The sequence below is a fragment of the Streptomyces gardneri genome (genome assembly GCF_006539185.1).
Classification (GTDB): Bacteria; Actinomycetota; Actinomycetes; order Streptomycetales; family Streptomycetaceae; genus Streptomyces; species Streptomyces gardneri.
In genome coordinates this window covers 1-26,975 of the sequence record NZ_BJMN01000004.1, presented here as the reverse complement: position 1 = coordinate 26,975, position 26,975 = coordinate 1, and the positions used below count along the sequence as shown (strand labels likewise).

Sequence of the window (26,975 nt, the reverse complement as noted above, 5' to 3'; positions counted from 1 at the left end):
CTGGCGATGGCGCCCGGCCTCGTCGTAGCGGCCTTGTCGTTGGTACAGCAGCCCGATGTTGTGTCAGCCCCAGACGCCGACCTCGTTCCGTGTGGCAATTAGCCGCCGGCCCGTCACGCCGGAGCCGCGGCCGAGCTCCCGGGGAGGGCACTGCCCGCCGAGAGGACGGCGGCCCGGCCGGCGGGACAGTGGCACGCTCGGCCCGGTCACAGCCCGGGGATGCCGTTTCGCCTCAGGTGCAGTTCGGAGCGGACAAGTTCGAGGAGACGACCGGTCCAGTTGCGGCCGCGGCCGGCGTTGTCACCCCAGAAGGCCGAGTCCATGTCGTCGTAGATCACGGTGGCGTCGTCCGTCGCCAGCAGGATCTCGGCCAGCTCGGGATGCTGGTCGTACTTGGCGCGGAGCAGGCTGGTCATGACGGCGGCGCGGACGTGCTCCCAGCTCTCACGGCGAGCTGTCGCGGCCGCGAGCTTGCGTGCTGCGGCAGCGGTGTCCGCTGCCGTGATCTCGCTGCGGGCCTCCGGCTGAGCGACCGACAGGGCCCAGTAGGCATGGGCGACGGAGGGGTAGACGACCTTGCCGACGGTGATCGGGGCGGGGTAGTCGTTGCGCAGTCCGAGGCGGCCGGGATCGGCCACCTGCTTGTTCGGAAACGAGTGGTAGAGCTGGACCGCCGGGGCGTACGGGGCCGCCGGTCCGTCTGCGGGGACGCGCTTTTCGCGCTCCGCGCTCCAGCGGGCGCGCTCCTCGAAGTACGCGAGGGCCCTGTCGTAGTTCTTCTGCGAGACCGGCGGGTCGCTCGGCAGGTAGGTCCGGCCTCCGGGCCCTGCCACCAGAACCCGCAGCGGCCAGTCCTTGCTGTCCATGTCGCCCAGCGCGTAGCGGCGCTGTGAGGACGGGATGGCCAGGAACGCGGTGTGTGCCGCAGCCCTGTTGTCCTCTGTCCGATCCGCGAGGAAGACATCGACGGCGGCCAGGCAACGGCCGGTCGAGTCGGGCCGCTTGTTCAGCTGGTCGATGGTGTCGCGGACTTCGGCGACCAGCAGTTCAGGAGTGAGCCAACTCCGCGGCTCGCTGAACTTCCAGTGCGCCAGATCGTGCGCGGATGCCTCAGCGCCTTCCGGGAGGGTGGTCGCCACCCATCCGGTCCGAAGCTTCTCCTCGAACTCCCATCACGACCCTGCCACCGAGTTCCGGGACTCCGCGCCAGGCGCGCACTGTCCGCGGCTCCACGCACAGGTAGACGAAGGGGGTCTCTTCCCTCCGCGGGTCCCAGCCGAACTTGTCCGCGAACGCATCTGCGGCATCCTCTGGCACCTCCCGCGCGGGATACCACTTCACCTCCCCTTGCAGCAGCACCACGTCAACGGTATCCGGCAGCGCCAGCCGTACACGGGGTTCCTTGCGGACGTTGCGCACGGTCGCGGAGTCCGCGCTGGTACACATCCACATCGCCCGACCGTCCCACAGAAACCACAGTGGCACCTGATGCGGGCCGTGTTCGGGGTGGGCCGTCGACACCCATATGTCACGCTCCGAGCCGAGCCGTTCCAGGGTGTCCCGCCTGCGCTCGGCCGTGTTGCGGCGAATGATCTCCGTAGCTTGCATGTGCGCCGACGTTAGCCAGCCGGTTCACGGTGCGCATGGGGCGCAGGTCCTAGGCCCGGAGACGGACCGCCGCCCGGGCACCGACCTGCACCTTCACCAGGAGCGTCAACCCGCAGGCGGCTACTCGGCGGAGTGCGGGCCCGTCTTGCCCGTGAACGGGAAGAGCGGATAGCCCTCCATACATGCGCCACCGGGCGGGTCGTACGGCCAATCCATCCCGAGCCGGTACAGCAGCGTCAGTGCGACGGCTGCCGCAAGCGGTGCCAGCCACACGGCTGCCCGCCCGCCCCGAAGGGGCCACCTCCGCATAGCGAGTTGGATCAGAAGCAGCAACAGGGTCATGCAGAGCCACACGACGGGCAGCGTCATCAGCAGCCCTACGTTGCCACTGGCGTCGTTCCCGAGGGGACAACTCGCCCACGACCGAACGGTCCACACCGTGCCGCCGTACGCGCCGAAGGCGGCCAAGGCGGGAGCCAGCAAATACCAGCCGATCCCCACGACAACAGCGGACTCCCCGCCTTCCGCCCTCGACACGTGCATCCCTGCCCCTCCCCTGAAGACCGCACCGCAGAGCGACCGAGCAAGCGGCCCGGCCTGCCTCCCCCGCAGCGACCGAAGTACTGCACTCACACTGACCGGGGAAGGATCAGTTCGGTTCCCGCTCGGGCTCGTCCGCGACGAGTAGGCGGCGACGGGGCGGGGTCGGTCAGTCTGAAATCCCGAGGTACAGGATGGTGGCCCATGGGCTTCCGGGTCCTCTGTGCGGTACTGCTCTTCGGCCTCACGGTGTCAGCTCAGCACGTTTCGTCGGGCTGCCTACGGAGCCAGCGTGAAGGTGTAGTCGCAGAGCAGTACCAGGTCCTGAGGTGGGGTGAAGGGGTCGGCGGGTGCTCGTACGGCGATCTCCCAGACGGTGGCCTCGTTGTCGGTGACAGCCTCGTCCAGGTCTCCTTGGTGGCGGTAGACGGTCAGGCCCGGCGCGGTCGGGCCCCCGCTCGGCGTGAGGGTGGTGGTCCGGGCCGGTCCGTCGTCGGCCGTGGGGTCCTTGACGGAGAGCCGTAGTTCCGACAGGGCGGTGTCGGAGCCGACGGAGAAGACGGCGAGGCGGGTCACGTGCACCTCGCCTCGGGAGGCGAAGTAGGGGAAACGTCGTTTCGAGATGGGCAGGGCCAGGACGCGGTCCGCTCCGGTGGGGGTGTTCAGGAAGCGGTGCCAGGCGTCCGGGAACTCGTGGCGCACGCTGATCATGCGGGTGAGGGGGGCGGGGGCGCCCGGCTCCGCACTCTGTCCCGAGAAGGTCGCACGCAGCGAGTCGACGGCCTTGGCGCGTAGCGGGGCTCCGCCGTCACGGGCGGTGTAGCGCAGGTGCAGGATCAGGTCGGAGACGCTCTCGTAGTCGAACTGACGGAATTCCTGCGGGAGTTCGAAGCGCCAACGGGAGACCGCACCGGCTCCCTCGAAGGGGAGGTACCGGTCGTCGCGGAAGTCGAGCTCGAACATGCCGCTGTCGTTCTGGCCACCGCTCGTGGCGATCGACTGGATGGGCACGAGGTCGCGGACGAAGCGGGCGTCGTTCTCGTCCGTGCGCTCGGGGTACGCGCTCCCGCCCGTGGTCGTGGTCCGGACGCGGTTTCCCAGCAGGGTGAGAGTCCCGGAGACTCCCATGTAGGGGCCCACGACGCAGGGGACGCTGATCGAGACGGTCTTGATCCGGCGGAAGTAGTGGCCGGGGAAGTCCAGGTCGAAGAGGGTTTCCGGTACCTCGAACTCGCAGGCGCCGGTGGCCCGCAGCCGCAGTAGTGCCTCGGGGTCGAGCTGGAGCAGGGAGATGTGCCGGGTCAGCTCCAGCTCCCGGGTGCCCTGCTCCTCGTACGCGCGCTCCAGCCGGCGCAGCGCGAGGTGCAGCCGTTCTCCGGCGAGGAGGCCCTTGCGCAGGCTGTCCCAGCTGCCCGCCTCGGCGATGGGCGACGGAGGCGACTGGGGCCCCGTGGCGTCGGTGATGCCCAGCTCGAAGCGGTAGCTGCGTTCGGCCTGCTTGGCGAGGTCCTGGGCGAGTTGGAAGGCGCGCAGGTACAGGGCCGCGCTTTCGCGTTCCATCCAGCCGTAGAGCTCTTCGTCGGTGTACTTGTCCTTCAGGACGCGCTCGGCTTCGGCGGCCTGCTCGACCTGCTTGGTGTGGACATCGCGGTCGGCCTCGCCGAGTGCCTTGCGGATCTGTGCGGCGATCATCTCCCGGTCGGTCTGGGCGATCTGGTGCACGGCCGCGTTCCGCTGGAAGGCGTGGTCCTGCTCGCGCCAGACGACTCCGGCCAGCTTCTGCGCCAGCGATGACTTGAAGGCGTGCCAGCGCCCGACGGCGTCGAGGACCTTGGCCACCGACGTGGCGCCGGCGGCGAGGGCCATACCGCCGAGCACGGCGCCGCCGCCCACGCCGACCGGCTTGACGGCGATCTCGAACTGAGGGATGAGGTTCAGCAGGGGCGCGATGCCCTCGGCCACGGCGCCCGCCATGGCGTGTGTGGTAGCGAGGAAGGCCTGGAACAGCTCGTCCTGTTCGTAGGTGAGCATCTTCGCACCGCTCTGCAGCGAGACCACGTCGATGGACCCGGCGGCGGCGCCGAGCGCCGCGCCGACGGCCGCTCCGAGCGGTCCGGCGACCAGCTGGCCCGCGGCGGCCCCGACCGCTTCGCCCGCGACGGAGATCTTGCCGCCGTCCGAGAGCTCGAACCTGCCGGTCGGCGTGTAGAGCGGTGTTCCGCCGACGGACGGGCGGGTCTTCGGGGTGTCGGGTGCCGGGGGTTCCTCCGCGACCGTCGGGGGCTGTTCGCCCAGCAGGCGGCTGTAGTGGAAGAGCTGGTGGATCGCGGTGTCCCTGGCGGCCCGGAGCGCCCCGACGGCTGCGTCCGCCTCGGCGACCTGCCAGTCCTTCACCAGCGTCATGGCTTCGACGACGGAGCGTTCGTGCCGGGCACGCACCACGGCGAGGGCCTCGCCGTCCTTCTTCTCCTGGGCGGCCAGCATCGCCGCGCCGAAGCTCTGGACCTCGGAGCACATCTCGATGGCTCTGCGCAGCAGCACGCGGAATCGGTGCCGGGGTGCCGGGGCGGCGAGATCGGCGACGACGTCGGCGATCTCGACGCCGGCCGCGGCGGCCCGGACCAGCAGGGCCGGGTCGATGGGGGGTTCGAACAGAGGGAGCTGGCGCACGACGCCGCTGATGTTCATGCAGTTGCGGATCTTGAAGAGCCGATCCTCGACGACGTCCCAGTAGCCGAGCACTCTCTCGTTCTGCGGGATGCAGAAGTACAGCGCCCGGCCCATGCCGAGGAGGACCGACACTCCGGTCGATGCGGTTCCCGGCAGTGGGGGGATGAGGGAGGCGAAGGGCAGGCGGTTCTCGAGGTCGGCGAGGGCGTTGCCCGCTTCGTCCAGGTGGGGCCGCAGCTCCGCGAAGCTCTGTGCGGCGCTGCGGGCGGTCCGGTTGACGGATTCGGGTCGCTTGCCGAGGAGCCGGGCGGCCAGGACGTACAGCTGGGTGGCTTCGTTGATCGACTCGATGGTGTCGCGTGTGAAGAGCTGGTCGCCCCAGGCGATCAGGTTGTCCAGATACTTCATCACCACGTACTTCTGGTACGCGGTGGGGCGCAGCCGCGCGACGCGGTGGGGCTGGAAGGGGTGCTCGGCCAGTGCCCGCAGCTGGTCGACGACTCGCTGCTCCTCGGGGGTGTTCTGCTCCCCCGGGGTGATGCGGGAGAACAGGTCCTCGAGGGATTCGGGTCCGGTCTCACGCAGTGGCTTGACGCGCCAGAAGCGGCGGGACCCTCCCTCGGGCGAGTTGTCCGTGGGGTCGAAGACGTAGTGGAACCAGCGCTGTGCCTCGGCGAAGCGCTGATGCCGGCTGAGCCGGGTGGCGAGCAGCAGCGGTACGTGGAGGAAGAGTTCCCAGTTGTAGCCGGAGTAGGCGCCTCCCGGGTCGAAGTCGACGCCGTGACCGGGGTGCGGTTCGAGCACCCGCTCGGCCACCGGCAGGAAGGTCTCGGCGAACGCGGGCTTGGTCAGGGACTGGGTGTCGAGGGTGAACAGGCCTGCCGGGCCGAGGCGTTCGAGCCGCTCGACGAAGGTGCTCAGGTGAGGGTGGAAGAAGGTGACGAAGCGGGTGTCCACCGTCTTCGGCACCTGCAGGTCGCCGATGGCCGCGGCGGCGAGCGCTCCGCGCGTTTCGGGGCGCAGGCTTTCCATGAAGGTTGCCACGACAGAAAGAAAGGTTTCCTCGGCGGGCGGCGCGTCTGCGAGCGAGGCGAGGAGTCCCTCCCCCACGACCGGCAGGGCGGTGAGGGCCATCAAGGGGCGGACGGCGGCCACCGTGGTGATCGATTCGACCGGCTCCAGCCCGGACACGGCTCTGCGCACCGTGCCGGGGAGCAGCAGACGGTCGGCGGTCCGCCACGGGGAGGAGTCGATCACGAGGGCCGGCGGGCGGGGCAGGACGGGGCGGGGGCGGTTGGCCCGGCGGCGGAGCAGGTCGCCGAGGGGCAGGCCTCCGCCGGGGTCGAGCCGCACCGGCGGGACGCGCAGCAGCGAGGAGTCGGTCCGCTCTCGCAGGTGGACCAGGTAGCCGTGCCGGTCGTCCTGGTAGAAGAGCACCGTGTCGAGCGGGGGCAGGTCGTGCTGGGCGGCGGGGGTCACGCTGAACCAGGGGGCCTGGTTGAGGATGCGGACGAAGGGCATCAGCTTGCGTTCGGTCGATCCCACGTTCAGCGACCCGGCCGAGTGCTGCCGCTGGAATCTTCCGGTGCCGACGTTCAGGGGGCGGCGGGCAGTGGATGCGCGGAAGACGAAGAGGGGTGCCGCGCTGGGGTCGTTGAAGACGAGGTCGAAGCCGTGTGCGTCGAAGGGATAGCTCGCGGTGTCGTTACCGCGCATGACCATTTCGACGTTGAGGACGTCGCCGTCGATCCGGGACCGCAGCCGCATGTTCATCGGCAGCCCGGCGACATCGTCCACGGTGGGCTGACGTGGCGGGCCGGAGCTCCTCCCCCCGATCCTTCCGATCCGCTTGACCCGTCTCGCCGGGGGCGCGGGCCATTCGATCAGGTCCGTGGTGACCTGCTTGGGTGACCAATTGCCGTTCTCGTAGCAGCTCCAGGCGACCTTGACCTCCCAGTAGACCAGGGGCTCGGCCAGCTCCATCTTGTCGGACGTGACGGTGGTGCCGATGAGCTTGCTCTTGCGGGTCTTCTTCACGAACTGGGGCCAGAAGAGGAAGAGTTTGCCCCGCCACACGACGGGCAACAGGTGCACGCCGCTCAGTCCGGCGGCGTCCTCCTTCTCCACGCCTTCGATGTCGACGGGCACGGGTTCCCAAGGTGTCCACTCGGTGCCGTCGATCTGCCGGCGGTAGTAGTAGGTGCGGGGTACGCCGGTGCGGGTGCGCCCGAAGACGTGCAGGACGGCCTTTTCGTCCTGGGTGTGCGAGTGGAATCCGCACACCTCCAGGTTGGCCACGCTCTCGGCCTTGCGCAGATAGCCCAGGAGACCGCGCCGGACGGTGTCCGGGCTGACGTCCGTCTGGAGGAGTTCCGCCTCCAGGTCCTTGAAGAACGGGCTCTTGTCGTCGCGGAGTTCGGGTTCGATCCAGTTCTCGGGGAAGAGGAAGATCCGCCGGTTGGCCTCCCACAGCCGGTACATCCGGCGCCACTCCCACTCCTGCGCGTCGATGTCCCCGGGCCTGACGTCCGGGTCCAGGTTGAGCAGACAGCGCTGGACGAAGAGCTGGACGGAGGAGATCGCCTGCTTGAGACGCGAGGTGAGCATGCAGGCGCTCATCTCGACGTCGATCAGGAGGTGCTCGAAGAGCTCGCCGGGCGATCGGGTGCCGAGAGTCGCCGACACATGGGCCACGAGCGCGTCGCGCTGCCGTTCGCGCAGGGGGTTGTTGAGGGTGCGCGCCACCTCCAGCCAGGCCTCGTGGTCGTACTTGGCCTTGACCGCGTCTACGGCTCCCTGCGGGAGCAGCTCCCCGCTGGTGGCGTCGGGGCGCACCCAGGCCTTGAGCACGGTCGGAGGCACTCCGGTCCGGCGGGCGAGCCCGATGGCCTTCTCCAGATCGAGGAGGGGCGCTGTCGTGGTCAGGTCCGCGGGTGTCCGTCCGCAGGCGGTGAGCGCTTCCGTCACCGTCGCCTCGTCCCATGCGCACGCTTCGACGAGGGCTCTGACGCGCTCCTCGGGGGGCGCGGCGAACACATCGGCCAGGTGTACGGGGCCCGGTGTCAGCCGGTCGCGCAGGCCGGCGTACTCCGCCAGCCGCAGGTGGGCGGCGAGCCCTTCGGGGTTGGGGGCGGTCACGAGGGAGGCGGGGTCGAATCCGGCGCTTCCGTCGCCCTGGGCGCTCAGTCGGCGCAGTTCGTCGGGGGTGAGGGAGAGGGTGCGCGTGACCAGTGCCAGCCGGTGCAGCCGGATGTAGACGATGTCGAGGCCCGGAGGTTCTTCGACGGGCTGTTGGGCCGTGCTCTGCTGGGCGGCGGAGAGTTTGCCCGGTTGTTCATCGGGCGCAGCGGCCGCCGGGGTCATGCGGCGCAGGAAGTCGCCGATCGCGCTCTCTCCCGGCCGGTCGAGGGACTCCAGCACGGCCGGCTCGTCGAGGAACGTGCGCAGGACGTCCGCGGGCGTGCCGAGGGACTGGCCGAGCGTCTGGTGCACGCGGGTGCGGGCGAGTCTCCGGTGCAGGAGCGGCAGCAGCGCTTCGGCGGCCGCGAGCCGACGATATGCCTTCGCCTCCTCGTCCCACGGGGAGTCGCCGAGTGGCGTGGGATCGGGGAAGACGGCGGCGGCCGCGGCGCGGGCGAGGTCTGGTTCGTCGGGGTGGGCGGCGACGAGGGCGTCACGCAGCTGCTGGACCTGCTCCTGGTCCGGGCCCTGCCCCTTGCCCTGGGCCGGATACCGCTCGGGCTTCTGCGCCGCGGAGGTCGGGGGTTCCTGCGCGGGCGAGTACTGCCCGGGTGAGTACTGGCCCTGCGCGTACTGCCCCGTCGGGTACGGGCCGGAGCCCGAGTCGGGAGCCGCGGTCTGCGGGCGACCGCAACGGCCCTCGACGAGATCGAGCGCGGCCGTGGCCGCCTCCGCTCCCGCGAGGAGCGTGACCTTGGTGCGCAGCCAGTCGGCGGTCGGCTCGGCGGGCAGGGCGTGTTCCCTGGTGATCTCCGTCCAGGCGGCGCCGAGCGCGGCCGCCAGCGCGTCGAGCTCCGCCGCCGTGGGGGCGAGGGCGTCGGGACCCGGGGGCGGCTCGCCGTAGAGGTAGTCCAGTTGCGGGATCGTGGCTCCGGAGCTGGCGCAGTTCTCGGCGAGCACCGCGAAGTCGAGCGCGGCCTGTGGCGCTGCGAAGGGGTCCGCGCCGGAGAGCCGCAGCAGGACGGTGAGGTCGGTGACGCGCAGGTCGAGGAGCCGGGCCAGCAGGACGTGGCGGTGCAGGACGGACAGGTTGGCCAGGGACAGCCAGCGGCGTTCCGGATCCGGGTCGAGTGCGCCTTGCCTGGCCGCCTCCGCGGTGACGGCGGCGAGCTCGGTCTCGGTGATCCGCAGGGCGGCGAGGATCGCCGGCACCTTCTCCTGGAGGCGGAGCCTGGTCTCTTCCGGCTCGTCCATGGCTGCGAGCTCGTCGCCGCCGGGGCGCAGTCGGAAGTCGGGGTCGAGGGGGTTCCGTACGGCGGGGTTCTGGAACAGCCGGAGGTAGGGCGCGGTCGGCCCCTGGGTGTCCAGCGGACGCCACAGGCTCAGCAGTGCGGTCACGTCGGTGTCGTGTTCCGCGCGCAGGCGGAGCATCCGGCCGATCTCCGCGAGCATCTCGGGCGTGACTTCGCCGCGGTCGGTACCGAAGGCGAGGAGTACGGTGTCGAGTTCGGCGGTCGTCCAGCCCAGCTTCCTCCACAGCCGTACGAAGACGGCGATGCGGCGCAGTTCGTCCCCGGTCAGCGAGGTGCCGTCGAGATGCTGGAGGCGCAGGCTGTCGACGTCGCAGTCCTGGCCGCGGTCGGAGTGGACCACGATCAGCTGGGCGATCCGCTCGGGCGGGAAGTCGGCGTCGAGTCGGGCCGCGAGCTCCTCCGCCGTGCGGTCTCCGGCCGCCGTGAGCTTCGCGGTGAGCTCGGGGCCGGCGACCCGGTCGGCGGCCAGGAACTGTCTGAGGTCGGAGCTGGTGATGCCGAAGTCGGCGTAGAGCGCGGCGAGCCTGTCGTAGAGGGGTTGCGCGGGGCTGATGAAGCGGCAGCCGAGCAGGGCGATCAGTTCGGTGAAGTTCAGGGCGGTGCGGTTCAGGAAGGCGGGGACTTCCATGGCGACCGCGGCGTCGCCGTCGGCGGGGCCGTACAGCTCGGTCAGTTCGACGAAGCGGGCTTTGCCGGAGAAGTCGTGGCCCGTGATGATCTCGTGTTCGCGGGCGGAGATGCCGAGCCGTTCGGCGAGGGCTTCGCGGTGGCGGGCGCGGCGGGCGGATTCGCGGGTGCCGTCGGCCCCGGGGGTGGCGTCGGTGTCGCCTGCCCCAGGGGTGGCGTCGGGCTCGTCCGGCGGGAAGGTCTCGAGCAGTTCGGCCCGGTGGACGCCCAGGTGGCCGAGGTAGGTGCGGGTCGTGTCGAGCGCGCGGTCGTAGGGCAGGGACGGCGGGAACGCCGCCTTGGCCAGTCGGTCGTAGGCCTCCTTCCGTACATGACGGGGTGTGGCGCGCAGCTCCTCGCTGGTCTCGTCGGTCACGTCGTGTGCGGCGGAGGCGGCGGGCCGGCCGTCCTCGACCGTGGCGCTCTCCAGGATCTCGTTGACGAGGTCGAGATAGGGCAGTGTGGTCTCGGTGTTCTCGCAGGACAGTTTGATGTGTGCGAGGTCGGGACGGCGGCCCAGGAGCACGTCCAGCGGAGTCTTGGCCTGGTCCAGTGCGTTGCGTCGGTCGAGGAAGAGCAGCAGGTCCACGAAGTAGGCGGCCGGGCTGAGCCAGGAGCGGCAGTGGCCGCACGCGCAGCCGCCGGAGCCGGGGAACATCTGCGCCCAGGTGGGGACTTCCTTGATCGCGGCCGGGACGGCGAGCGGGGTGGCGTCGGTGCCGAGTTGGTGGGCGTTCAGGGCCAGCAGCATGTTGGCGGCGGTGACCATCTCGGCCCGCCGGTAGGTGAGGGCGGCCTCGGACTTGCCGCCCAGGTCCTCCTGATGGGCGCGGACGAAGCCACGGAGGGTGAGTTTGCTGGTGATGTCGTACGCGGACCGGAAGTCGCTCCGCAGGAGGTTCGTCACGGCGGCTTCGCCGGTGCTGATGCGGAAGAGACGCTGGAGACGGGCGGCTTCGGTGAGGACGGAGGCGCGTTCGGTCTCGTCTCCGGCGGCGAGGGAGGCGAACTCGGCCACCGGGGAGGTGGCCAGGTCGAAGTCGTCGCGGGTCAGTACCGCCTTCTTCAGGAAGGCGGCGGTCCGGGGGGACATCACGGACTCCTCGCCCTCGTCGGCGAGTTCGGCGGCCCTGCGGGCCACGGCGGCCGTGGGGAAGGCGTTGCGGAGGAGGCTCAGCACGCCGTCGGCGTAGAGCTTGCGGCGGGCCGCCTCGTCCTCGGCGGGCAGGTCGTCGGGCACCTGGACCTCGGGCCGGGCGGCGAGGGTGCGCACGGTGGCGGAGTCGAGGCCGAGGGCGAGGGAGCGCATCGACGTGGCGCCGGGGACCTCGGACAACGCCTTGATCATGGGCATGTTGTCGCCGGTCAGGGAGGCCAGCTGAGTGACGAAGGCGATGCTTTCGTGGTGCTCGCCGAACTCCTCATGGGTGCGCAGGGCGTCGGCGAAGTCCGTGTGCGTTCCGGTGAAGTTGGCCGCGAAGCCCATGAGTTCGGTACGACGGTCCTCGTCGTCGACCGTGAGGGACAACACCTCCCTCAGCGAGGCCCGGCCCGCGGGCGCCTCTTCGAGGACCTGGACCGGGGCGAGCCGCTGCACGGTGGCGACGGAGGAGGTCACCAGGGCCGGTTCGAGGCGCGGGATCCAGCCCAGGGCGATCGCCCGGTCCACGGCGGCGGTGAGGGAAGTGGCCTCCGCCACGGCGAGGCCGCGCATGTCGGTGAAGCCACCGGCTCGCACCAGGGCGTAGAGGACGGGGGTCGGCACGGGCTGCTCGGGCAGTTGCCGGGCCAGGCGGCAGGCGACGACGAACTGTTCGACGAGGCCGTCGTCGAGGCCGGTCTCGCCGGCGGCGAACGTGACGTCGCGGTGCCCGTCCTGGTCGAGTCCGGCGGCAGCGGTGCACACCGCCTCCTCGCGGGCGGTGTCGTCCCCGTCGGCCGGCAGGCGGTGGGGCATCAGCGTCGCCAGCGCGCGCCAGGCGTTCTCGTACTCCGACGGTCCCGAGGCGGCCGGGGTCGCGCCGTCGATGAGCAGGCGCACGGTCTCCACGCGGCGGGCCGTGATGCCGAGGAGCAGCTCGTCCTCGCTGACCGGGTGCTCTTCGGAGAAGAGCTCACCGTCGGGCAGGCGCAGGACGCGGAAGGGGACGTGCTGGTCGACCTCGTCGCGGTTCACGAGGAAGACGAGGTCGGGTGCGGCCTCCCCGTCCTGGCCGGCAGCGGTGGCGCCGCCGAACTGTGCGGGCGTGTAGCGGATCTCGAACCAGCCGCTCTCGCCGGTTTCCGTGTCGGGGCGGGTGAAGGTGCTGCCGAGCCGCTGTCCGCTGTCCTCGTCCCCCTCGCGTCCGAAGAACAGGTCACGATCGAACGCACTGACGAACACTTGGTCGATCGGGCCGTCCGGTCCGACCACCTGACCCCGGACGATCCAGGGCGCTTCGCCGACCGCGGCCACGACGGTCGGAGGGGCGGCGACGCCTTGGGGGACGCCGGCCTGGGGGGCGACGCCTTGGGGAGTGACTCCTTGGGGGGCGCCGGCCTGGGGGGTGACGCCTTGGGGAGCGACTCCTTGGGGGGCGCCTTGAGGGGTGTCGCCCTGAGGAGTGACGCCCTGCGGGGTGTCGCCCCGGGGAGTGACTCCCTGCGGGGTGATACCTCCGAGCCGGATCAGCTGCTGGTTCATCGCCAGGGCCGTGACGGTGTCGACCTCACCGGTCACGGACTGCAGCTCACCCTTCTCCTGGAAGTGCCGTACGAGGCCCAGGGTGGTCACTCCGTACTCCGGCACCGCGTGCTCGGCCCTCAGCCCGGCGACGACGCCGCGCTGCTGCTCGGGCCCCATCTCGAACGCGCCGCGGTCGAGGAGGAACAGGAGGACGTCCTGGAGGTTGCGCACCGCGTAGGCGGTGCTCGCGGGGGTGACGGGCGGAAGGATCTGCTGCACGGGGGTTTCTCCGGGGGTGGGCACGGCTGCCGCGGTCGGCCTGGGTTCTCGGGCTAGGGCATGGTCATCAGGAGGTCCCTGGCGTCCTGAGGGAATCGCTGGAGGTACTGCCAGTAGCGGGGGTCGGCGGGGTTCCTGCCGATCTGGACGGCCAGCTCATGGCTGCCGACGTTGCGTTCGATCCACTCGTGGGCGAGGATCGCCCGCACCCTGGTGCGCAGGGGCGCCCGGTTGAAGGCGGAGAACGCAGGAGAATCGGGCCAGCGGTCGAGGATGTTCCCCTCGATCCAGACGCCACTCACCTCCGTGTTGCCGCCGAATTGCCCGCCTTGCTCGTAGAAGGCCTCACGCGGCGGCGGCCAGGGGCCGCCTTCCGGGGGGCCTCCGAGCTCCGCGTCGGTGAAGTACCTCCGGGCCTCGGTGTTGATCGCCCTCCTCAACCGGGCCCGTGTACCGGGCGAGAGCCTGCGACGCGCCCCCGCCGCCATCCCCGGACCCGTCATGGAGCCCCGTACCGGTGGGGCTCCGGCCGGCTTGCCCGCCATGTGCATGGACGCCCCGGCTCCGGCCGCGTTGCCGAACGTGTCGCCCAGCACCCCGAAGGCGTTGGCCAGCCGGTCGTCCGCGCCCAGACGGGAGGCCGCGGACCTGGACAGCTCGTACTTCATCGAGTTCGCCGGCTTGCCCGTCGCGATCATCCGCGCGGCGGACTGGCTGGTGTCGAGCCCGTTCAGGACGACGAGGGTCGACACTCCGGCGCTGTCCGCCTCGGCCGCGAGACCTCCGGCGACCTCCAGGGCGCCGCCGATCAGCTGGACCACGCCCATGAAGCGGGTGACCATCGGGTCGTAGGTGAGGGTGGGCTGGAAGCGTTCGGCCATCGCTTTGAGGTTCTGCATGCTCTCGGCGTCGGACATCACGGGGGGCGCGGGTTTCGGGGTGGCGTGGGCCGGTTTGCGTTTGACCGGTGGGGGCGCGGCCGACGGGGCGGCCGCCGCGTCGCGGGCGGCCCGGCTCGTGACCTTGCTGGGACCCGTGAGACTGGCTTGGGGGATGCCGTCCTTGGGGGCTTCCGGTTCGGCCTCGCCGACCCAGACCTGGCTGGTGGGCGCGCCGTTGGGCGAGAGGATGGGGGTGGTCTGCCACTCCGTGCCGGTGATGTCGACGCGGCCCACGGGGTTGCCGCCCGCGTACCGGTAGAGGTTCGCCCCGTCGATCAGGCCGGCCGGGTCGCAGCTGGCCCATCGGCCGAGCCAGGTGGCGTAGTAGCGCAGTCCGTGGACGGACAGCCCGGTTTCCTCGTCGCGTTCGCGGGCTGCGTACCCGTACCGCTTGGGGGTCTCGGTGCGGCTGCGGGCGGCCTGGTAGGCCGTGCTGCCGTACGGGTGGAACTCCTCGTACGTGATGACGCGGGCGTCCTCGTCCAGTTCCAGGGCGGTGGATCCGATGTGGTCGCCGTACTGGTGGCGGACGAGTCTGCGCGGGGCCCGGTCGCGGCCGCCGCGCTGCCGCGTACGGGTCTCGATCAGGGCGACACGCCGGTCGCCGTCCTCGATGTGCAGCGTCTCGCGCTCCAGGGTGACCCGGCCGCCCTCGATGCGGCGGAAGATCTCGCTGCCGCCGAAGCTGATCCGTTCCTCGATGACCCCGGCGCCCTTCTCGCGGACCTTGCGGAGCCGCCGGCCTGCGCCGTCGTAGGCGAAGAACACCCGTCCGCCGCCGCCGAGTCCGGCCTCGCGCAGCCGGTCCTGGTGGTCCCAGCCGAGGTCGGGCAGGTGGGGCATGGCCGTCGTGTTGCCGTGCTCGTCGTAGGAGTAGCGGGCGCTGTAGCCGGGGGCGTCGGTGTGGTCGGGCAATCCGGTCGGGTCGGCAGGCAGGCTGGTGGCGAGGAGCCGGTTGCCGGCGGTGGCGTACTGGTAGCGGCGGTGCCACACGATCTCGCCCGGGCGGGTCACGTCGGCGCCGCGGTGGTGCCGTACGGCGAGCAGGTTGCCGGTCTCGTCGTAGCGGTAGGTCTCCACGTATCCGCGGAGGGCCTGGCAGTCCGTCGGCAGCGCGGTCACGGTGCGAGGTGTCCGGTCGTGGTCCACCTGAGCGTCGCCGCCGCGGTGTTCCCGTCCGGAGGCCGCGACAAGCCGGTAGGTGGGGTCGTAGAGGTAGCCGGACGACGGGTCGACGCATTCCTGGTCGTGGAAGACCCGGTCGTTGGCGGTGTCCCGCACGCTCGTGAGGTTGCCGACGGGGTCGTACGTGTACTCCAGGCGCTGGACGGCCTCGTTGCCGCGTGTCGTCTCCTGCCGGATCAGGCGGAAGGTGCGCGGATGACGGGTGAAGGTGGTCTCGGTCCCGTTGCCGTGACGGACGGCGGTGCGCTCGCCGCGTGCGTTGTAGGTGATGCCGGTGACGACGTGCAGGTCGGCGGTTTCCGGCGGCAGGGGTCCGGCGGGTTCGCCGGGGCGTTGCAGCCAGACGTCGATGCCTGTCAGCCGTCCGCCGACGTCGTGGCGCGGCCGGGTCACGTCGACGGTCGCGCCGTCGCGATCGCTGTGGGCCGAGCTGCTCTGCACGATGCGGTTGAGCGCGTCGTACGTGGTGCCGGCGGTGAAGGACTCGTCGGCGAGCAGGGCGTCGGCCGCCGCGCCGAGCTCCTGGGGCCAGTCGACGGGGGCGCGGTGTGCGCTGAGGAGCCTGCGGGTGCTGCGCAGCAGGTTGCCCTTGAAGTCGAAGGCGTCATGGGTGAGCCGGCCCGCCTCGTCGTACACCTCGGCGACGCGCCCCCGGTGGTTCTGGGCGGTGCCGCGTTCCTCGCCGTAGACCGTGCGTTCGACAAGGCGTTCGGTCGCCTGGTCTCCGGGGTCACGGACGAACACCTCGACGGGGCGGCGCAGTGCGTCGTAGGTGACGCGGTGGGTGAAGCCGCGCCCGTTCCAGGTGCGGACGGGTCTGCCGGTCACGTCCGGGAGTGTCCATCGATCGCCGGCGTCCGCGCAGCCGGTGTGCAGGTGCCGGCCGAGGAGGTCGTACTCGGCGGTCATCACGGTGCGTCCGCGTGCGTCCCGCGCGCTGCGCTGGTTGCCCTGGACGTCGATCACCGCGCGGCTCGTGTGGTGTTCGCCGTCGCCGTTGTCGGCCGCGGTGAGGAAGACGCGGCCGAGGGAGTCGACCACGCTCAGTGTCGGGGTGCCGGCGTGCGCGAGGGCCTTCGTCGCCGCGTCCCGCTCGGCCTCGGGGAGCCCCAGGGGGCCGGGGAAGTCTCCGTCGGCGCGGAGGGCGTGCCAGGTCCGCCAGGTCGGCGGTTCGGTGGCGAAGTGGGCCCGTGTGTGGGCGGCGACGTCGGGGTCGGTGCGCGGGTCGAGGGCGACCGTGTCGTTGGCGTCCCAGGAGTGCTGCCGCCAGGGGTCGAAGACCGTCTTGACGTAGGTGTGGTCGGGGTGGAGCGCTGCGACGGGGCGGCCGAGAGGGTCGTAGAAGGTCACTCCCGACACTCCGGTGTCGGTCATCTCCTTCTCCTCCTCGCACAGGTGGGTGGAGGAGAAGAAGGGTTCGTACTGGCGGACGGGCCGGCCCTTGTTGTCGTACACGGTCCGGCCGGTGCCCATCCAGCGCGGGTCCGCCGGCCCCAGGCGCGGGCGGCCGGTGCCGTCGGTGCCGTCGGCGTCATCGCCGCCGTCCGGGTCGGCATCGGCATCGGCATCGGCATCGGTCAGGATGAGGGGGCCGAGGCGCACGTCCCCGGAGGGGGTAGTGGTGACGGCGGCGCGCAGGGCCGCCTCGCCGGGGGCCGCCCGGGTCTTGGTCTGGAGTTGCCGGCCGAGACCGTCGGAGTACGAGAACGCCAGCTGGATGCCGGGCTCCGCGCCGGGCTCGGTGTCGACCACGTGGGTTTCGCGGACCAGTGTCGCGACGTACGGCGCCTGCCCGCAGCGGGCGAACCGGTGCAGGTCGTAGAGGGTGCGGGTGGTCGCGCCGGCCAACAGGGCGGGCGCCTGGCCGACGGGGTCGGCGGTGAAGGCCTGAAGGGTGGCGGTGTCCGGGTCGGTGAGGGTGTCCGCCGTCGGCGCGTCGAACGGCGCGCCGGTGTCGGCGGCGGTGCGGAAGCCGGCGAGGGAGTCGCCCTCGCTGCCGCCGTCCGCGCCGTCCTTGCCGAGCACGGCGGTCGCGGTCACCTGCCCCAGGGCGTCGAACGCGACCCCCGTACGGTTCCCGTTGGCGTCGGTGACGGTGTGCGGTTGCAGCACCACGTAGTCGTATGCGGCCCGCTCGATGCTGCCCAGAGCATCCTGGCTCTCGATCGCGAACAGCCGGTGGATCCGGTCGTAACCGACGACGGTCGCCCGCTGCGGACCGGGCGCGGGGCGGCCGTCCTCGCCGGGGCGCTCGAAGGCGTCGGTGAAGCGGTGCGGGAGGAAGAAGTTCTCGCGGGCGAAGGCCAGTTCTTCCGTGGGTGTGGCCGACGGCAGCGGGTGGTAGTACACGCGCCCGGAGGGGATCCACCACCCGCCGCCACGCGCACCGGGCTCACCGGGTTCCCCCGGCTCGCCCGGCTCGTCCGCCTCCGCCGTTTCCGCCGTTTCCGCCTGGACGTATCCCGCCTCGGCAAGGAGGCTTCGGCCGGCCTCCCCGGAGGGGAGCAGCGGCTCCTGGCCGCGGCGGAGCGCCCGGTCGACGAGGCCGGGAGTGAGGGCGAGGACGAGCGTCTCTCCGGGCAGGGCCAGCGGCTCGTGCCGGCCGTGGGGCAGCAGTCGGCTCAGGTCGTCGGCCCGGTAGCGGGCCCTGAGGCGGGCAAGGAGCCTGCGGTGGGGGCCTTCGTCCCTCGTGCCGGCGTGCTCGACGTCCTCGAACGGCAGGTCGTGACCGCCGTCCGCGGCGGCGTCGAGCTTCGCACGCAGCTCGTCGAAGCGGAACAGGGGGGTGCGCGGCCGGTCGTGGGCATCGAGCGGGCTCGCGTCGGGGACGACGCCGACCAGTTCGTAGGTGTGGCTCTCGCAGGGCAGCGGCAGCCTGTGGGCGTCCGGGTGGGTGGCGGCGTCGAGGGGGCGGGTCCAGCGGTTCTCCCCGTACGTGACCACCGTCAGTCGTTGCCGGGCCCGGTCCTCGTCGGTGAGCAGGGGGTCGGGGTCGTCGAGTCGACGGCCGTAGCCGATGGTGACCTCGCGCACGGCGCGGCCGAAGGAGTCGGTGTCGAGGACCGCGGTGTGGGTCACCCGGGGGTCGGGGCGTCGTTCCCCCGGCGGTCCGAACAGGGCGCGCTCGTACTGGCAGGTGAGGGTCTCCCGGGGGGCCGTGAGCACGACGGCGTGCGGGTGGGGTCCGGCGGGCTGGAGCAGTTCCACGGTGTAGCTGTGCTCGCTGACCTGGTACGGACGCGCGGCGGGACCGTTCGGGTCGTCGAGGTCGCTCAGGTCGCGGGCCGGGCCGTCCAGGGCGTACGTCTCCGTCCGCAGCGGCATCCCGCGCAGGGCGCGGCAGGCGTCGCGGATCTCCGTCGGCGTCAGGGACCAGGGGACGCGGTGGGCGGTCGCCGGCGGAGGTCCGGGCACGTCGTCCGGCGCGTCCGTGTCCGTGTCCGTGTCCGGGAGGCGGACGGTGTCGGGCAGCCGGGTGTCCTCCAAGAGCAAGTCGGAGTCCCCGGCGGGGTCCTCGCGGTAGTACTCGTGCGCGTACCGGGCGCTGAGGCGGTTTCCTTCGCTCCACTCGCCGGTGTGGAACCAGGTGCGGGTGAGCACCGGAGGTGCGAGCGTGGCCGGGTCCGGGTGGGGGGCGGGGTCCGGCTGGGGCTCTCCGGCCACCGGTGCCGCGGGGGCGGGTTCCGCCTCCCCGGCGGGGCCGTGTTCCTCGGTGTCGAACCGCTCGACCATGCCGAAACCGCAGAACTCGCGCTCCACGCCGTCGTAGTGGCCGTGGTGGTAGCGATACCGGGACACGAAGCTGTGGCCCGTGACGCGGTCGTGGGCCTCGACGCGCTCCACGACATGGACGGGGAACGGGATACGGGTGGCCCAGGGCCTGCCCTCGCGCTCGCTGTCGCGGTAGCAGCGGGTGGAGGGGACGTACCGTACGTGGGTCTCGGCACCGAGGTTGGTGCGGATCCCGGTCAGCAGGTGCGGTTTGGTGCCGCCCATCAGGTCCACGTACGCGAGGGGGCGCCGTGAGTCGCCGGGCAGCGGGGACGACCACACCAGGCAGGCGGTGCCGTTGCCGAGGAGGTCAAGGGCGTCGACGGCGACGGCGGTGTCGGTGCGCGGGAAGCCCGGCAGGAGGTGGGGCGGACTCCAGCCGTTGCCGGATTCGTTGAAGTAGAGCGCGACGGAATCTCCGCCGAAGTAGACGAGGTCGCAGGTGCCGGAGCCGTCGATGTCGGCGAGCCTGAGGCGCTGGTGGTCGAAGTGGCCGGCCTGCGCAAAGCGCGGTGCGTCGTCCATGGTCACGGCGGCGCCGAAGCGGCCGTGACCGAGGCTCGGCCAGTAGCGGACCTCGCCGTCGGTGACCCGTACGAGGTCGGCCAGGCCGTCGCCGGTCATGTCCGCGAAGAAGACGGCGTGCCGGGGGTCCGCGTCGAGCAGCCGGGGGCCGCCGTCGCCGTCGGGCGCCGGCAGGGGGACGCGCCGCCCCGGCCCGAACCCGTCCTCGCCGAGCGAGGGGTACCAGACGACATGGTCGTCGCCCGGGACGAGCACGTCGGGATGGCCGTCGCCGCTGAGGTCGGCGAAGACGGGGCCGGGCGCCGACCAGTCGATGACGGGCAGGGAGCGGAAGCCGGTGAAGCGGTCCCAGTCCCCCTCCTCCGAGGCCGGCCCGAACCTCGTGCCCGCCGCCGTACCAGACAGGGGGCCTGCTCCCGCGCCCTGGCCCACGCCTGTAGCCGACCGTGTCGTGACCCGCTCGTGGAAGCCGGGAGCGGGACCCGCGAACCGGACGAGGTCCAGGCTGCCGTCCCCCGCGAGGTCGATCAGGGGCACCGCTCCCCCGCCCGGGTCGGCGCCCGACGGGATGCGCGTCAGCTCGCGGAGGGGCCCGAACCGGCCGTCACCGAGGTTGCGCCGGTAGAAGGAGCCCCCGCCCTCTTCGGTGAGGATGCCGGCCAGGCCCTCGCCGTCCAGGTCCACCAGCCGGTACGGGCCGGTGAGTCCTTCCGGCAGGTTCGCCAAGGCCTCCGCGTCCGGTTCGCGCACCCGGCCGTCGACCCGTGCCCGGCTGTACTCGAACTCCACGGGCGGCATCGTGCGACGCAGGTATCCCCCGGCGCGGCGCCGGTAGCCGCACTCGGTGGCTGCGGCGAGGAAGGACGGCAGACGGCGCCCGGGGCGGCCGTCCGCCTCCGGCCGGTCCCGGTCCTCGTACCGGAAGTCCATCGAGCGGACCAGGCAGTCGCGGCCGATCCCCGCCTCGTCGGGGAAGTGGTGGAACATCAGCACCCGGCGGCAGAGCCGGTGGGTGCGGAGCTCGAAGCCGGGGCGACGGGAGGAGAACGGGTCGGGGCGCGATGTCCAGGGCCCGCTGTCGGCCGGGCGCGGCCCATCCGGATCGTGCTCCCCGTAGTCGAGGACCACTTCGAACATCCAGTCGGCGAGCCGGTCGTCGCCGTCGTCGGGGCGCGGCGCCCGGTTCCCGTAGCGGATCGTCTTCAGGTACCTCTGGGCGGAGCGGTCGGCCACCGTGCGGCCGGACTCGTGCGGCCGGGCCGGGTCGACCCCCGTCGCGTCCTCGGGCTTGTAGCCGTACCGGATCCAGTTGCCGCGGTCGTCGTGGCTCTCGGAGATCAGCCAGCTGAAGACGCGTCCGGCGGGGGCGCGGACGGGGTCGTGCGGGGCGGAGATCCGGGCGTCCGGGTCGCCGCCGTAGATCGTGGTGACGTTGTCGGCCGTGACACAGCGCCAGTGGGTGTCGCCGTCGGCGGTGCGCACCCAGCGCTCGATCCGGGCGAACAGCCCCTCGGTGCGGGGGCGGTAGGCGTGGACGAGGTAGTCGGTGCCGCGCACGGTGCGCGGGAGCGGGAGGTGCTCCCAGCGGCGACCTCGGAGGGTCAGGACGGGGACCAGGTCCTCGGCGCCGGACATGAGGAAGACGTCCGGGGGGTCTGTGGGCGTGCCGGAGTCGAGGTAGCGGGGCAGGCCCCGGTCGGTCTTCCGCGTGATCGCCGGGAGGGCGAGGCTCCAGCCGAAGCCGAAGGGGCCGTTGCCGTTGGAGGAGTCGTACGTGAGGGAGAGCTCGGGTCCGAATCCGGACCGTCCGGGGCTGACGGGAAGCGGCACGGCGAAGGTGCCGGTGCCGGTCACCGGATTGGCGGCGAACTTCTCGCTCGTGCTCCGCAGCGCGCCCCCGCCCTGGGGCAGCGAGAACCGGCCGGACGTCGCGGAGTCCGGGGTGCCCGGTCCCTCGTGACCCGCCGTGCCGCCGGTCAGTGCGGTGGGCTTGATCAAGCGGAGCTCCTCACAGCCGGCGCCCGGGGTCGGCCCGCGGACGCACGCGTCCCCCATGGCCCCGTGGCCGGGGCCCGCAGGGAGTGACTTCCCTGGCGGCGCCGGCGCCTCCCAGGATTCACCCGGTCAGGCCGACGGGCCGGGCCCGCGTGCGGCAGCGTGTACGGCTCCGCCGGTGCCCCGTGGCGCGTTTCTCGACGAGGCGTCAGTTCCTCCGGCGGATGGCGGACATCGGAACCGCCGGCCTTGTCCGAACGTCGAAAGGCCATGGCTGAGAGAGCTGGACAAATGATCATCACCCTCGCGCTGGTCGCCGGTGTGCTCACGGGCTGCGCAAAGGCCGACGAGGGCGCAGAGCCCGTCCGGGCGAAACCCTCGGTCCCGGCGACTCCGTCCGCCCGGACGCAACCAGCGGACCCGGCGACTCCGTCGGCCCGGACGATTCCGTTCGAGCTCTATACGCACTGCGGAATCAGCGAGGCCCGTATCGACTCGACGTACTTCGAAGCGGAGACGCCGCTCTCCGACGGCTCGGGCAACCCGCCCGACGGATGGGACAACCCCTACCAGCGCGGCAGGATGACCTTGAAGTCCCCGACGGAGGCCGTCTTCACCGACGATGCCGGGCACGAGGTGAAGTTCCGTGCCCGCCCGGGCGCCACCTCCTTCAAACACATCTGCGCTTAGGGGTCGGCGCCGGAAGAAATTGAGGTGCCGGCACCGGGCGAGCATCCCTACCCTCGGCCCCATGCGCCACGAATCCGCCCTGCTGAACGTCATTGATGTGGAAGCCACCTGCTGGGACGGGCAGCCGCCGCCCGGCTCTGTGAACGAGATCATCGAGATCGGTCTCACCGTCGTGGACGTGTCGGCAGGGCGCCGTGTGTCCCGGCATCGTGTCCTGGTCCGCCCTGTCCGGTCGGCGGTGAGCGACTTCTGCACCGAACTGACCGGACTGACGCAAGCCGAGGTGGAACGGGGCGTCTCCTTCGCCGAGGCATGCCGGATCCTCGTCGAGGAGTACGAGGCCGGGGAGCGCCCCTGGACGAGCTGGGGCGAGTACGACCGTCGGCAATTCGCTCGGCAGAGTCAGGCTGACGGGGTGGCCTATCCGTTCGGCTATCCGACCGAGCGCACCCACACCAACGCCAAGGCCGTGTTCACCGCGGCTTACGGGCTGCGCAGGAAACCCGGTATGAGCCACGCTCTGCAGATGGCCGGACTGCCGCTCGAAGGACGCCATCACCGCGGAGAGGACGACGCGTGGAACATCGCCGCACTCGTCCTCGATCTGTTGGGCCGCGGGGCATGGCCGGCCACGACCACAGCCGTCCAGCCGCGCGCCTGCTCGTCGGGGCGCGCTTCGAGGGCTTGATCAGCCCCCGAAGGATTGACGAGCTCGACCACGTTGCACTCCGGCGACGTCGTACCGCCGCCCTACGACTCCGTCGGCCGGGGAAGGTCGAGTACGCGAGCGAGGGCGGCCGCGACGGGTGCGCAGTGGTCGGGCAGCTGCCGGGAGGCCCAGTCGACCGCCAGGGCGAGGAAGTCGGTCAGGTCCTGCTCGACTCCGGTGAGCAGGTGACCCAGTTCGGTGGCGGGCAGCTCGATCACCGGACTGTCGCTCTGCTCGGCGTTGACGGTGAGCCGGATGCTGTCACCGGACCGCTCCGCGACCGGCGACACGGGGTCGTGGCCGAATCCGATCAGGTGCTCGCCGTGGACGAACGCGTGCCAGTCGCGCCAGTCCTCCAGTCCGTCGCAGCAGCTCGGCAGGAAGGTGACGCCTGTGGAGGTGTCGGTGACTCGCAGACCGCCGGCCGCGAAGAGTGTGTCGAAGGTCAGCAGTCCGTGGAGGAACGAGGCATGCGCGTCGGACGGACGGGGCGGGCGGTCGCCGTCGGGGTCGATGTCGTTGCAGTCGGCGATGCGCATCACCGCCGTGCCGACCTCAGCGGGTGAGAGTTCGCCGCTGAGGGGCAGGAAGCCGAACGGCTCGATCTCGGCGACAGGCCAGAGGTCGAAGCCGCCAGGGGTGTAGATCTCCAGGACGGGCTGCATCACGATCACCCGGCGAAGTGTTCCCCATCCCCCTCCCGGATTGCCTCCTGATTACGAGGAGGCCTGCTCAGTCCGATCCACAGGTGCGCTCCGCGCTGACGTCGTCCGCAGGAATTCTGATCCTGCTGCAGGGCTTCGGGCCGCCCGGGCGGAGGCGATACTGCTCCTGGAAGTCGCCCCGCCGCCGCACCAACTCCAGGTATGGACCGGGCCGATGAGGATGAACCTCTGTCGATGCCTCCGAAGGGAGCCGTTCATGACCACGGCGAAAGACCTGTTCATCATCGCCCTGGGCCACCCGCGGCCCGAACAAGCCGTGGGACAGGGTGACCTGTCGCTCGCACTCGCGGGAGCCGAGCTGATCGATCTCATCAGTGCGGAAGCTGTCACCGTGGACGGCGATCACATCGTGCCGGGCGGAGCACCGACGCTCGACGATCGACTGCTCGACGAGGCCGCGGCACAACTCATTCGGCAACCGCCCCACGAGCGGATCGAGGACTGGCTGTGGCGCCGGGGCCGAGACCTTTCCGCGGCCTACCAGACCGCGCTGCTGGAGGACGGTGCGCTGACGCGGAAGCGCAGCGGCCTGCTGTCCTTCGGCTCGAACGTCGTGGAGCCGGTCGACACGCCCGGTCGCCGCGAGGCGGCTGCCCGCTGGGAGGAGAAGGAACCCGTCCTGGTCGCCCTCGCCTCGGCGGCGGGCGTCGGCGGCGGACGATCCGAGGAGGAGCCCGGTTTCGATGACGAAGCGGTGACGACCGTGGTGGCAGCGGTCCACGACGCGGTGATGGAACTGGAGGCCGTACGACAGAGAAGGACCATCGAGAACTCGGCCTTCGCCAACCTCTGGCGCGGGTGAGTCGAGTCCGGCTTCGGGTTCAAGGAGAGGAGGGGGCGCCATGTCCCAGGAGGAGCGTGACTTCAGGCTGGGCCTCACCGGCTTGAACAGTGCGGAGCGAGCCGCTCGGATACGTCTGCTGACGGAGCAGGTGACACAGGAGGCCGCTGCCGCGAAGGCCGCGCTGCGGGCGAAGCGGGCAGGCTCGGACGCGACACAGGACACTGCATCGGAGAGCGACTGAAGCACGCCGATGAGGAGTTCTCAGCGGCCCGGCGGCACAGCATCGTCAGTGCCGACTGTTGAGGAAGCCGATGATGACCGCTCCCCACCAGCTCATCTGGGAGACGACGGCGCTCGCACCGCCGCGCACCAGCAACCCGGTCGTCGGGCCCCGGTGGCCGAGGTCGGTCAGGCGATGGTGCAGTGCCGTGGCGTGAACTCCGTTCAGCGCGATCACCAGGACCAGGACCAACTTGACCTGTGTCAGGGGCGCATTCGGGTCGGGGTGGAGCAGCATGCCGGTCAGCAGGAGGCCCCCGACGCCGAGCCAGACGGGCACGCGCAAGGGGGCCGCGTGCTCGAGGGTGTCGGGCAGGCTACGGCGGCCGAGCAGCCAGAGCAGACCGTAGTAGTCGATCGCCAGGACGGCGCCGAAGCCCAGGATCAAGGAAGCCAGGTGGGCGAACAGCGCGACAATGTGGAGCAGCGGGTCGGCCTGCAGGTGGAGGGACATCCACCTGCAGGACGCCCACACCGTCACCACGCCGGACGTGGCCGTGATGGTGAGGAGAGTGCGGTGGTACCGGGCGGGTATCGGGCTCGTCGCGGCGGAAGGTCTCGCCGCGTCGTCGCTGTCCGCATCGACCGGTGATACGACGCTGCTCAGGACTCCGGACATGGTGGGTCACCACCCTCTCGGGGAAATCCGCCCCGGTTCGTGAGGTGGCGACGACGTGAGTCTCCTGGCTCTCGGATCAACGCTTCGCCCGGCCTTCCCGCCCCGGGCAGGGGCAGTGGCCAATGCGGGAGTCGCTCCCCGATCACAGTGGCGGGACCGCGCCGGATTCACACCGGCTTCCTCGATCCGTCGTCGCCTTGCGGCTGCGACTCTGTCACTTCCGGCCCGGGGTGACTATGAGTGATGCCTCACATACGGAGCAGGACGGCGCGCACCGTCGCTCCCGTACGGAGCAGGACGGCGCGCACCGTCGCTCTAGCGCAGAGTGCGGTCAGCGGTGGGTGAAGTCCGGGGCCCGCTTGTCCGCGAAAGCCGACATGCCCTCCTTCTGGTCGGCTGTGGCGAACACCGCGTGGAAGAGGCGGCGTTCGAAGCGGACGCCTTCCGCGAGGGTGGTCTCGAAGGCGCGGTTGACGGCCTCCTTGGCCATCATCGCGACCGGCTTCGACATCCCCGCGACGGTCTCGGCGACGGCGAGGGCCTCGGGGAGGAGGTCGTCGACCGCGACGACACGGGAGACCAGGCCCGCTCGTTCGGCTTCGACGGCGTCCATCGTCCGGCCCGTGAGGCACAGGTCCATGGCCTTGGCCTTGCCGACGGCCCGGGTGAGGCGCTGGGAGCCGCCGATGCCCGGGATCACGCCCAGCTTGATCTCGGGCTGGCCGAAGACCGCGGTGTCGGAGGCGAGCAGGATGTCGCAGAGCATGGCGAGTTCGCAGCCGCCCCCCAGGGCGTAGCCGGAGACGGCGGCGACGGTCGGGGTGCGGAGGTTGCCGAGCCGGTCCCAGGCGGTGAACCAGTCGGTGAGGTACATGTCCATGTACCCCTGCGGTTGCATCTCCTTGATGTCGGCTCCGGCGGCGAAGGCCTTGGTGGAGCCGGTGAGGACGATGCAGCCGATGTCCGGGTCCCGGTCGAGGGCCTCGGTGGCGCTGACGACCTCGTCCATGACCTGGAGGTTCAGGGCGTTGAGCGCCTTCGGCCGGTTCAGTGTGAGCAGAGCCGTACGGTCGCCCGTGCGCTCGACGGTGATCGTCCGGTAGTCGGTGGCGGTCATGCGGTGGTCGTTCCCTTCGGTGCCGGCGCGGCGGTGTCGCGCAGGACGTGGACGATGCCGGAGAAGTCCTGCGCCGCGCCTGCTCCATCGGCGAAGGCGGCGAACATCTCGGCTGCGCGCAGGCCGAGTCCGGTGTCGATGCCGCCCGCGCGGAGCGCGGCGGCGGCGAGTCCCAGGTCCTTGGCCATGAGCGGCGCCGCGAATCCGGGGCGGTAGTCCCGGTTGGCGGGGCTGGTCGGAACGGGGCCGGGGACGGGGCAGTTGGTGGTGAGCGCCCAGCACTGGCCGGACGCGGTGGAGGCGACGTCGTACAGCGCCTGGTGGGACAGGCCGAGGCTCTCGCCGAGGACGAAGGCCTCGCTGACCGCGATCATCGAGATGCCGAGGATCATGTTGTTGCAGATCTTGGCGGCTTGGCCTGCGCCCGCTCCTCCGCAGTGCACGGCCCGCTTCCCCATGGCCGCGAGCAGCGGTTCGGCCTCGGCGAACTCCGCCTCTCCGCCTCCCGCCATGAACGTGAGAGTGGCGGCCTCGGCGCCCATGACGCCGCCCGAGACGGGGGCGTCCAAGGCCCGGTGCCCGGCGGCCACAACAGCGTCGTGGGCGGCGCGCGCGTCGGCGACGTCGATGGTGGAGCAGTCGATGAACAGGGTTCCGGGTCGCGCGGCCGCGAGGAGGCCCTCGTCCTGGTAGAGGGCGAGGACATGGCGGCCC

12 protein-coding genes, 1 pseudogene and 1 riboswitch are annotated in these 26,975 nt (G+C 71.4%); of the genes and pseudogenes, 4 read left to right on the top strand and 9 right to left on the bottom strand.

Features of this window, described 5'->3' with window-relative positions:
- Positions 1 to 206: 206 nt before the first annotated feature.
- The 5 genes and pseudogenes from SGA01_RS02230 to SGA01_RS02210 form a co-directional block, all read right to left on the bottom strand.
- Positions 207 to 1,169: pseudogene (locus SGA01_RS02230) on the bottom strand (NADAR family protein); the annotation flags it as partial.
- Positions 1,111 to 1,608, bottom strand: a complete 498-nt coding sequence (locus tag SGA01_RS02225) for a pyridoxamine 5'-phosphate oxidase family protein (RefSeq protein ID WP_141292760.1) — start codon at positions 1,606 to 1,608, stop codon at positions 1,111 to 1,113. The pseudogene SGA01_RS02230 and the gene SGA01_RS02225, both read right to left, overlap by 59 nt.
- A gap of 120 nt (positions 1,609 to 1,728) precedes the next feature.
- On the bottom strand, positions 1,729 to 2,109 hold the full coding sequence (locus SGA01_RS02220; RefSeq protein WP_141292758.1) for a hypothetical protein: 381 nt from the start codon (positions 2,107 to 2,109) through the stop codon (positions 1,729 to 1,731).
- 318 nt (positions 2,110 to 2,427) lie between these two features.
- Positions 2,428 to 12,921, bottom strand: a complete 10,494-nt coding sequence (locus SGA01_RS02215) for a Tc toxin subunit A-related protein (protein WP_141292756.1) — start codon at positions 12,919 to 12,921, stop codon at positions 2,428 to 2,430.
- A gap of 53 nt (positions 12,922 to 12,974) precedes the next feature.
- Complete coding sequence (locus SGA01_RS02210) at positions 12,975 to 21,341, bottom strand: SpvB/TcaC N-terminal domain-containing protein (RefSeq protein WP_167533981.1); 8,367 nt, start codon at positions 21,339 to 21,341, stop codon at positions 12,975 to 12,977.
- A 288-nt stretch (positions 21,342 to 21,629) separates the two neighbouring features.
- On the opposite strand from SGA01_RS02210, the gene SGA01_RS02205 reads away from it, so the two are divergent.
- A complete protein-coding gene (locus SGA01_RS02205; protein WP_229917727.1) occupies positions 21,630 to 22,028 on the top strand; it encodes a hypothetical protein in 399 nt (132 codons plus the stop codon).
- A gap of 61 nt (positions 22,029 to 22,089) precedes the next feature.
- On the top strand, positions 22,090 to 22,716 hold the full coding sequence (locus SGA01_RS02200; RefSeq protein ID WP_141292750.1) for a 3'-5' exonuclease: 627 nt from the start codon (positions 22,090 to 22,092) through the stop codon (positions 22,714 to 22,716).
- Positions 22,717 to 22,778: 62 nt separating this feature from the next.
- Here SGA01_RS02200 and SGA01_RS02195 read toward each other — a convergent pair whose 3' ends face one another.
- Positions 22,779 to 23,402, bottom strand: a complete 624-nt coding sequence (locus SGA01_RS02195; protein WP_218037801.1) for a hypothetical protein — start codon at positions 23,400 to 23,402, stop codon at positions 22,779 to 22,781.
- A gap of 256 nt (positions 23,403 to 23,658) precedes the next feature.
- Between SGA01_RS02195 and SGA01_RS02190 the strand changes: the two genes are divergently transcribed.
- Positions 23,659 to 24,264 (top strand): GOLPH3/VPS74 family protein, encoded by a 606-nt coding sequence (locus tag SGA01_RS02190; protein ID WP_141292746.1) that lies wholly within the window; start codon positions 23,659 to 23,661, stop codon positions 24,262 to 24,264.
- Positions 24,265 to 24,304: 40 nt separating this feature from the next.
- The gene (locus SGA01_RS02185; protein ID WP_141292744.1) at positions 24,305 to 24,487 is read left to right on the top strand and encodes a hypothetical protein; all 183 of its coding nucleotides are present in this window, start codon (positions 24,305 to 24,307) and stop codon (positions 24,485 to 24,487) included.
- A gap of 45 nt (positions 24,488 to 24,532) precedes the next feature.
- Here SGA01_RS02185 and SGA01_RS02180 read toward each other — a convergent pair whose 3' ends face one another.
- From SGA01_RS02180 to mmsB, 3 genes are all read right to left on the bottom strand, one after another.
- Positions 24,533 to 25,144, bottom strand: a complete 612-nt coding sequence (locus tag SGA01_RS02180) for a hypothetical protein (protein WP_141292742.1) — start codon at positions 25,142 to 25,144, stop codon at positions 24,533 to 24,535.
- A 57-nt stretch (positions 25,145 to 25,201) separates the two neighbouring features.
- A riboswitch (cobalamin riboswitch) is annotated at positions 25,202 to 25,327 on the bottom strand.
- Between the two features lie 148 nt (positions 25,328 to 25,475).
- The gene (locus SGA01_RS02175; protein ID WP_141292740.1) at positions 25,476 to 26,261 is read right to left on the bottom strand and encodes an enoyl-CoA hydratase; all 786 of its coding nucleotides are present in this window, start codon (positions 26,259 to 26,261) and stop codon (positions 25,476 to 25,478) included.
- Positions 26,258 to 26,975, bottom strand: a 718-nt coding sequence (mmsB, locus tag SGA01_RS02170; RefSeq protein WP_141292738.1) for a 3-hydroxyisobutyrate dehydrogenase, incomplete at its 5' end; no start/stop codon positions are given. The genes mmsB and SGA01_RS02175, both read right to left, overlap by 4 nt.

Coding starts and splice junctions, on each gene's coding strand:
- SGA01_RS02205 (WP_229917727.1), top strand. CDS start 21,630: ATGATCATCACCCTCGCGCTGGTCGCCGGTGTGCTCACGGGCTGCGCA.
- SGA01_RS02225 (WP_141292760.1), bottom strand. CDS start 1,608: ATGCAAGCTACGGAGATCATTCGCCGCAACACGGCCGAGCGCAGGCGG.
- SGA01_RS02180 (WP_141292742.1), bottom strand. CDS start 25,144: ATGTCCGGAGTCCTGAGCAGCGTCGTATCACCGGTCGATGCGGACAGC.
- SGA01_RS02175 (WP_141292740.1), bottom strand. CDS start 26,261: ATGACCGCCACCGACTACCGGACGATCACCGTCGAGCGCACGGGCGAC.
- SGA01_RS02200 (WP_141292750.1), top strand. CDS start 22,090: ATGCGCCACGAATCCGCCCTGCTGAACGTCATTGATGTGGAAGCCACC.
- SGA01_RS02190 (WP_141292746.1), top strand. CDS start 23,659: ATGACCACGGCGAAAGACCTGTTCATCATCGCCCTGGGCCACCCGCGG.
- SGA01_RS02195 (WP_218037801.1), bottom strand. CDS start 23,402: ATGCAGCCCGTCCTGGAGATCTACACCCCTGGCGGCTTCGACCTCTGG.
- SGA01_RS02185 (WP_141292744.1), top strand. CDS start 24,305: ATGTCCCAGGAGGAGCGTGACTTCAGGCTGGGCCTCACCGGCTTGAAC.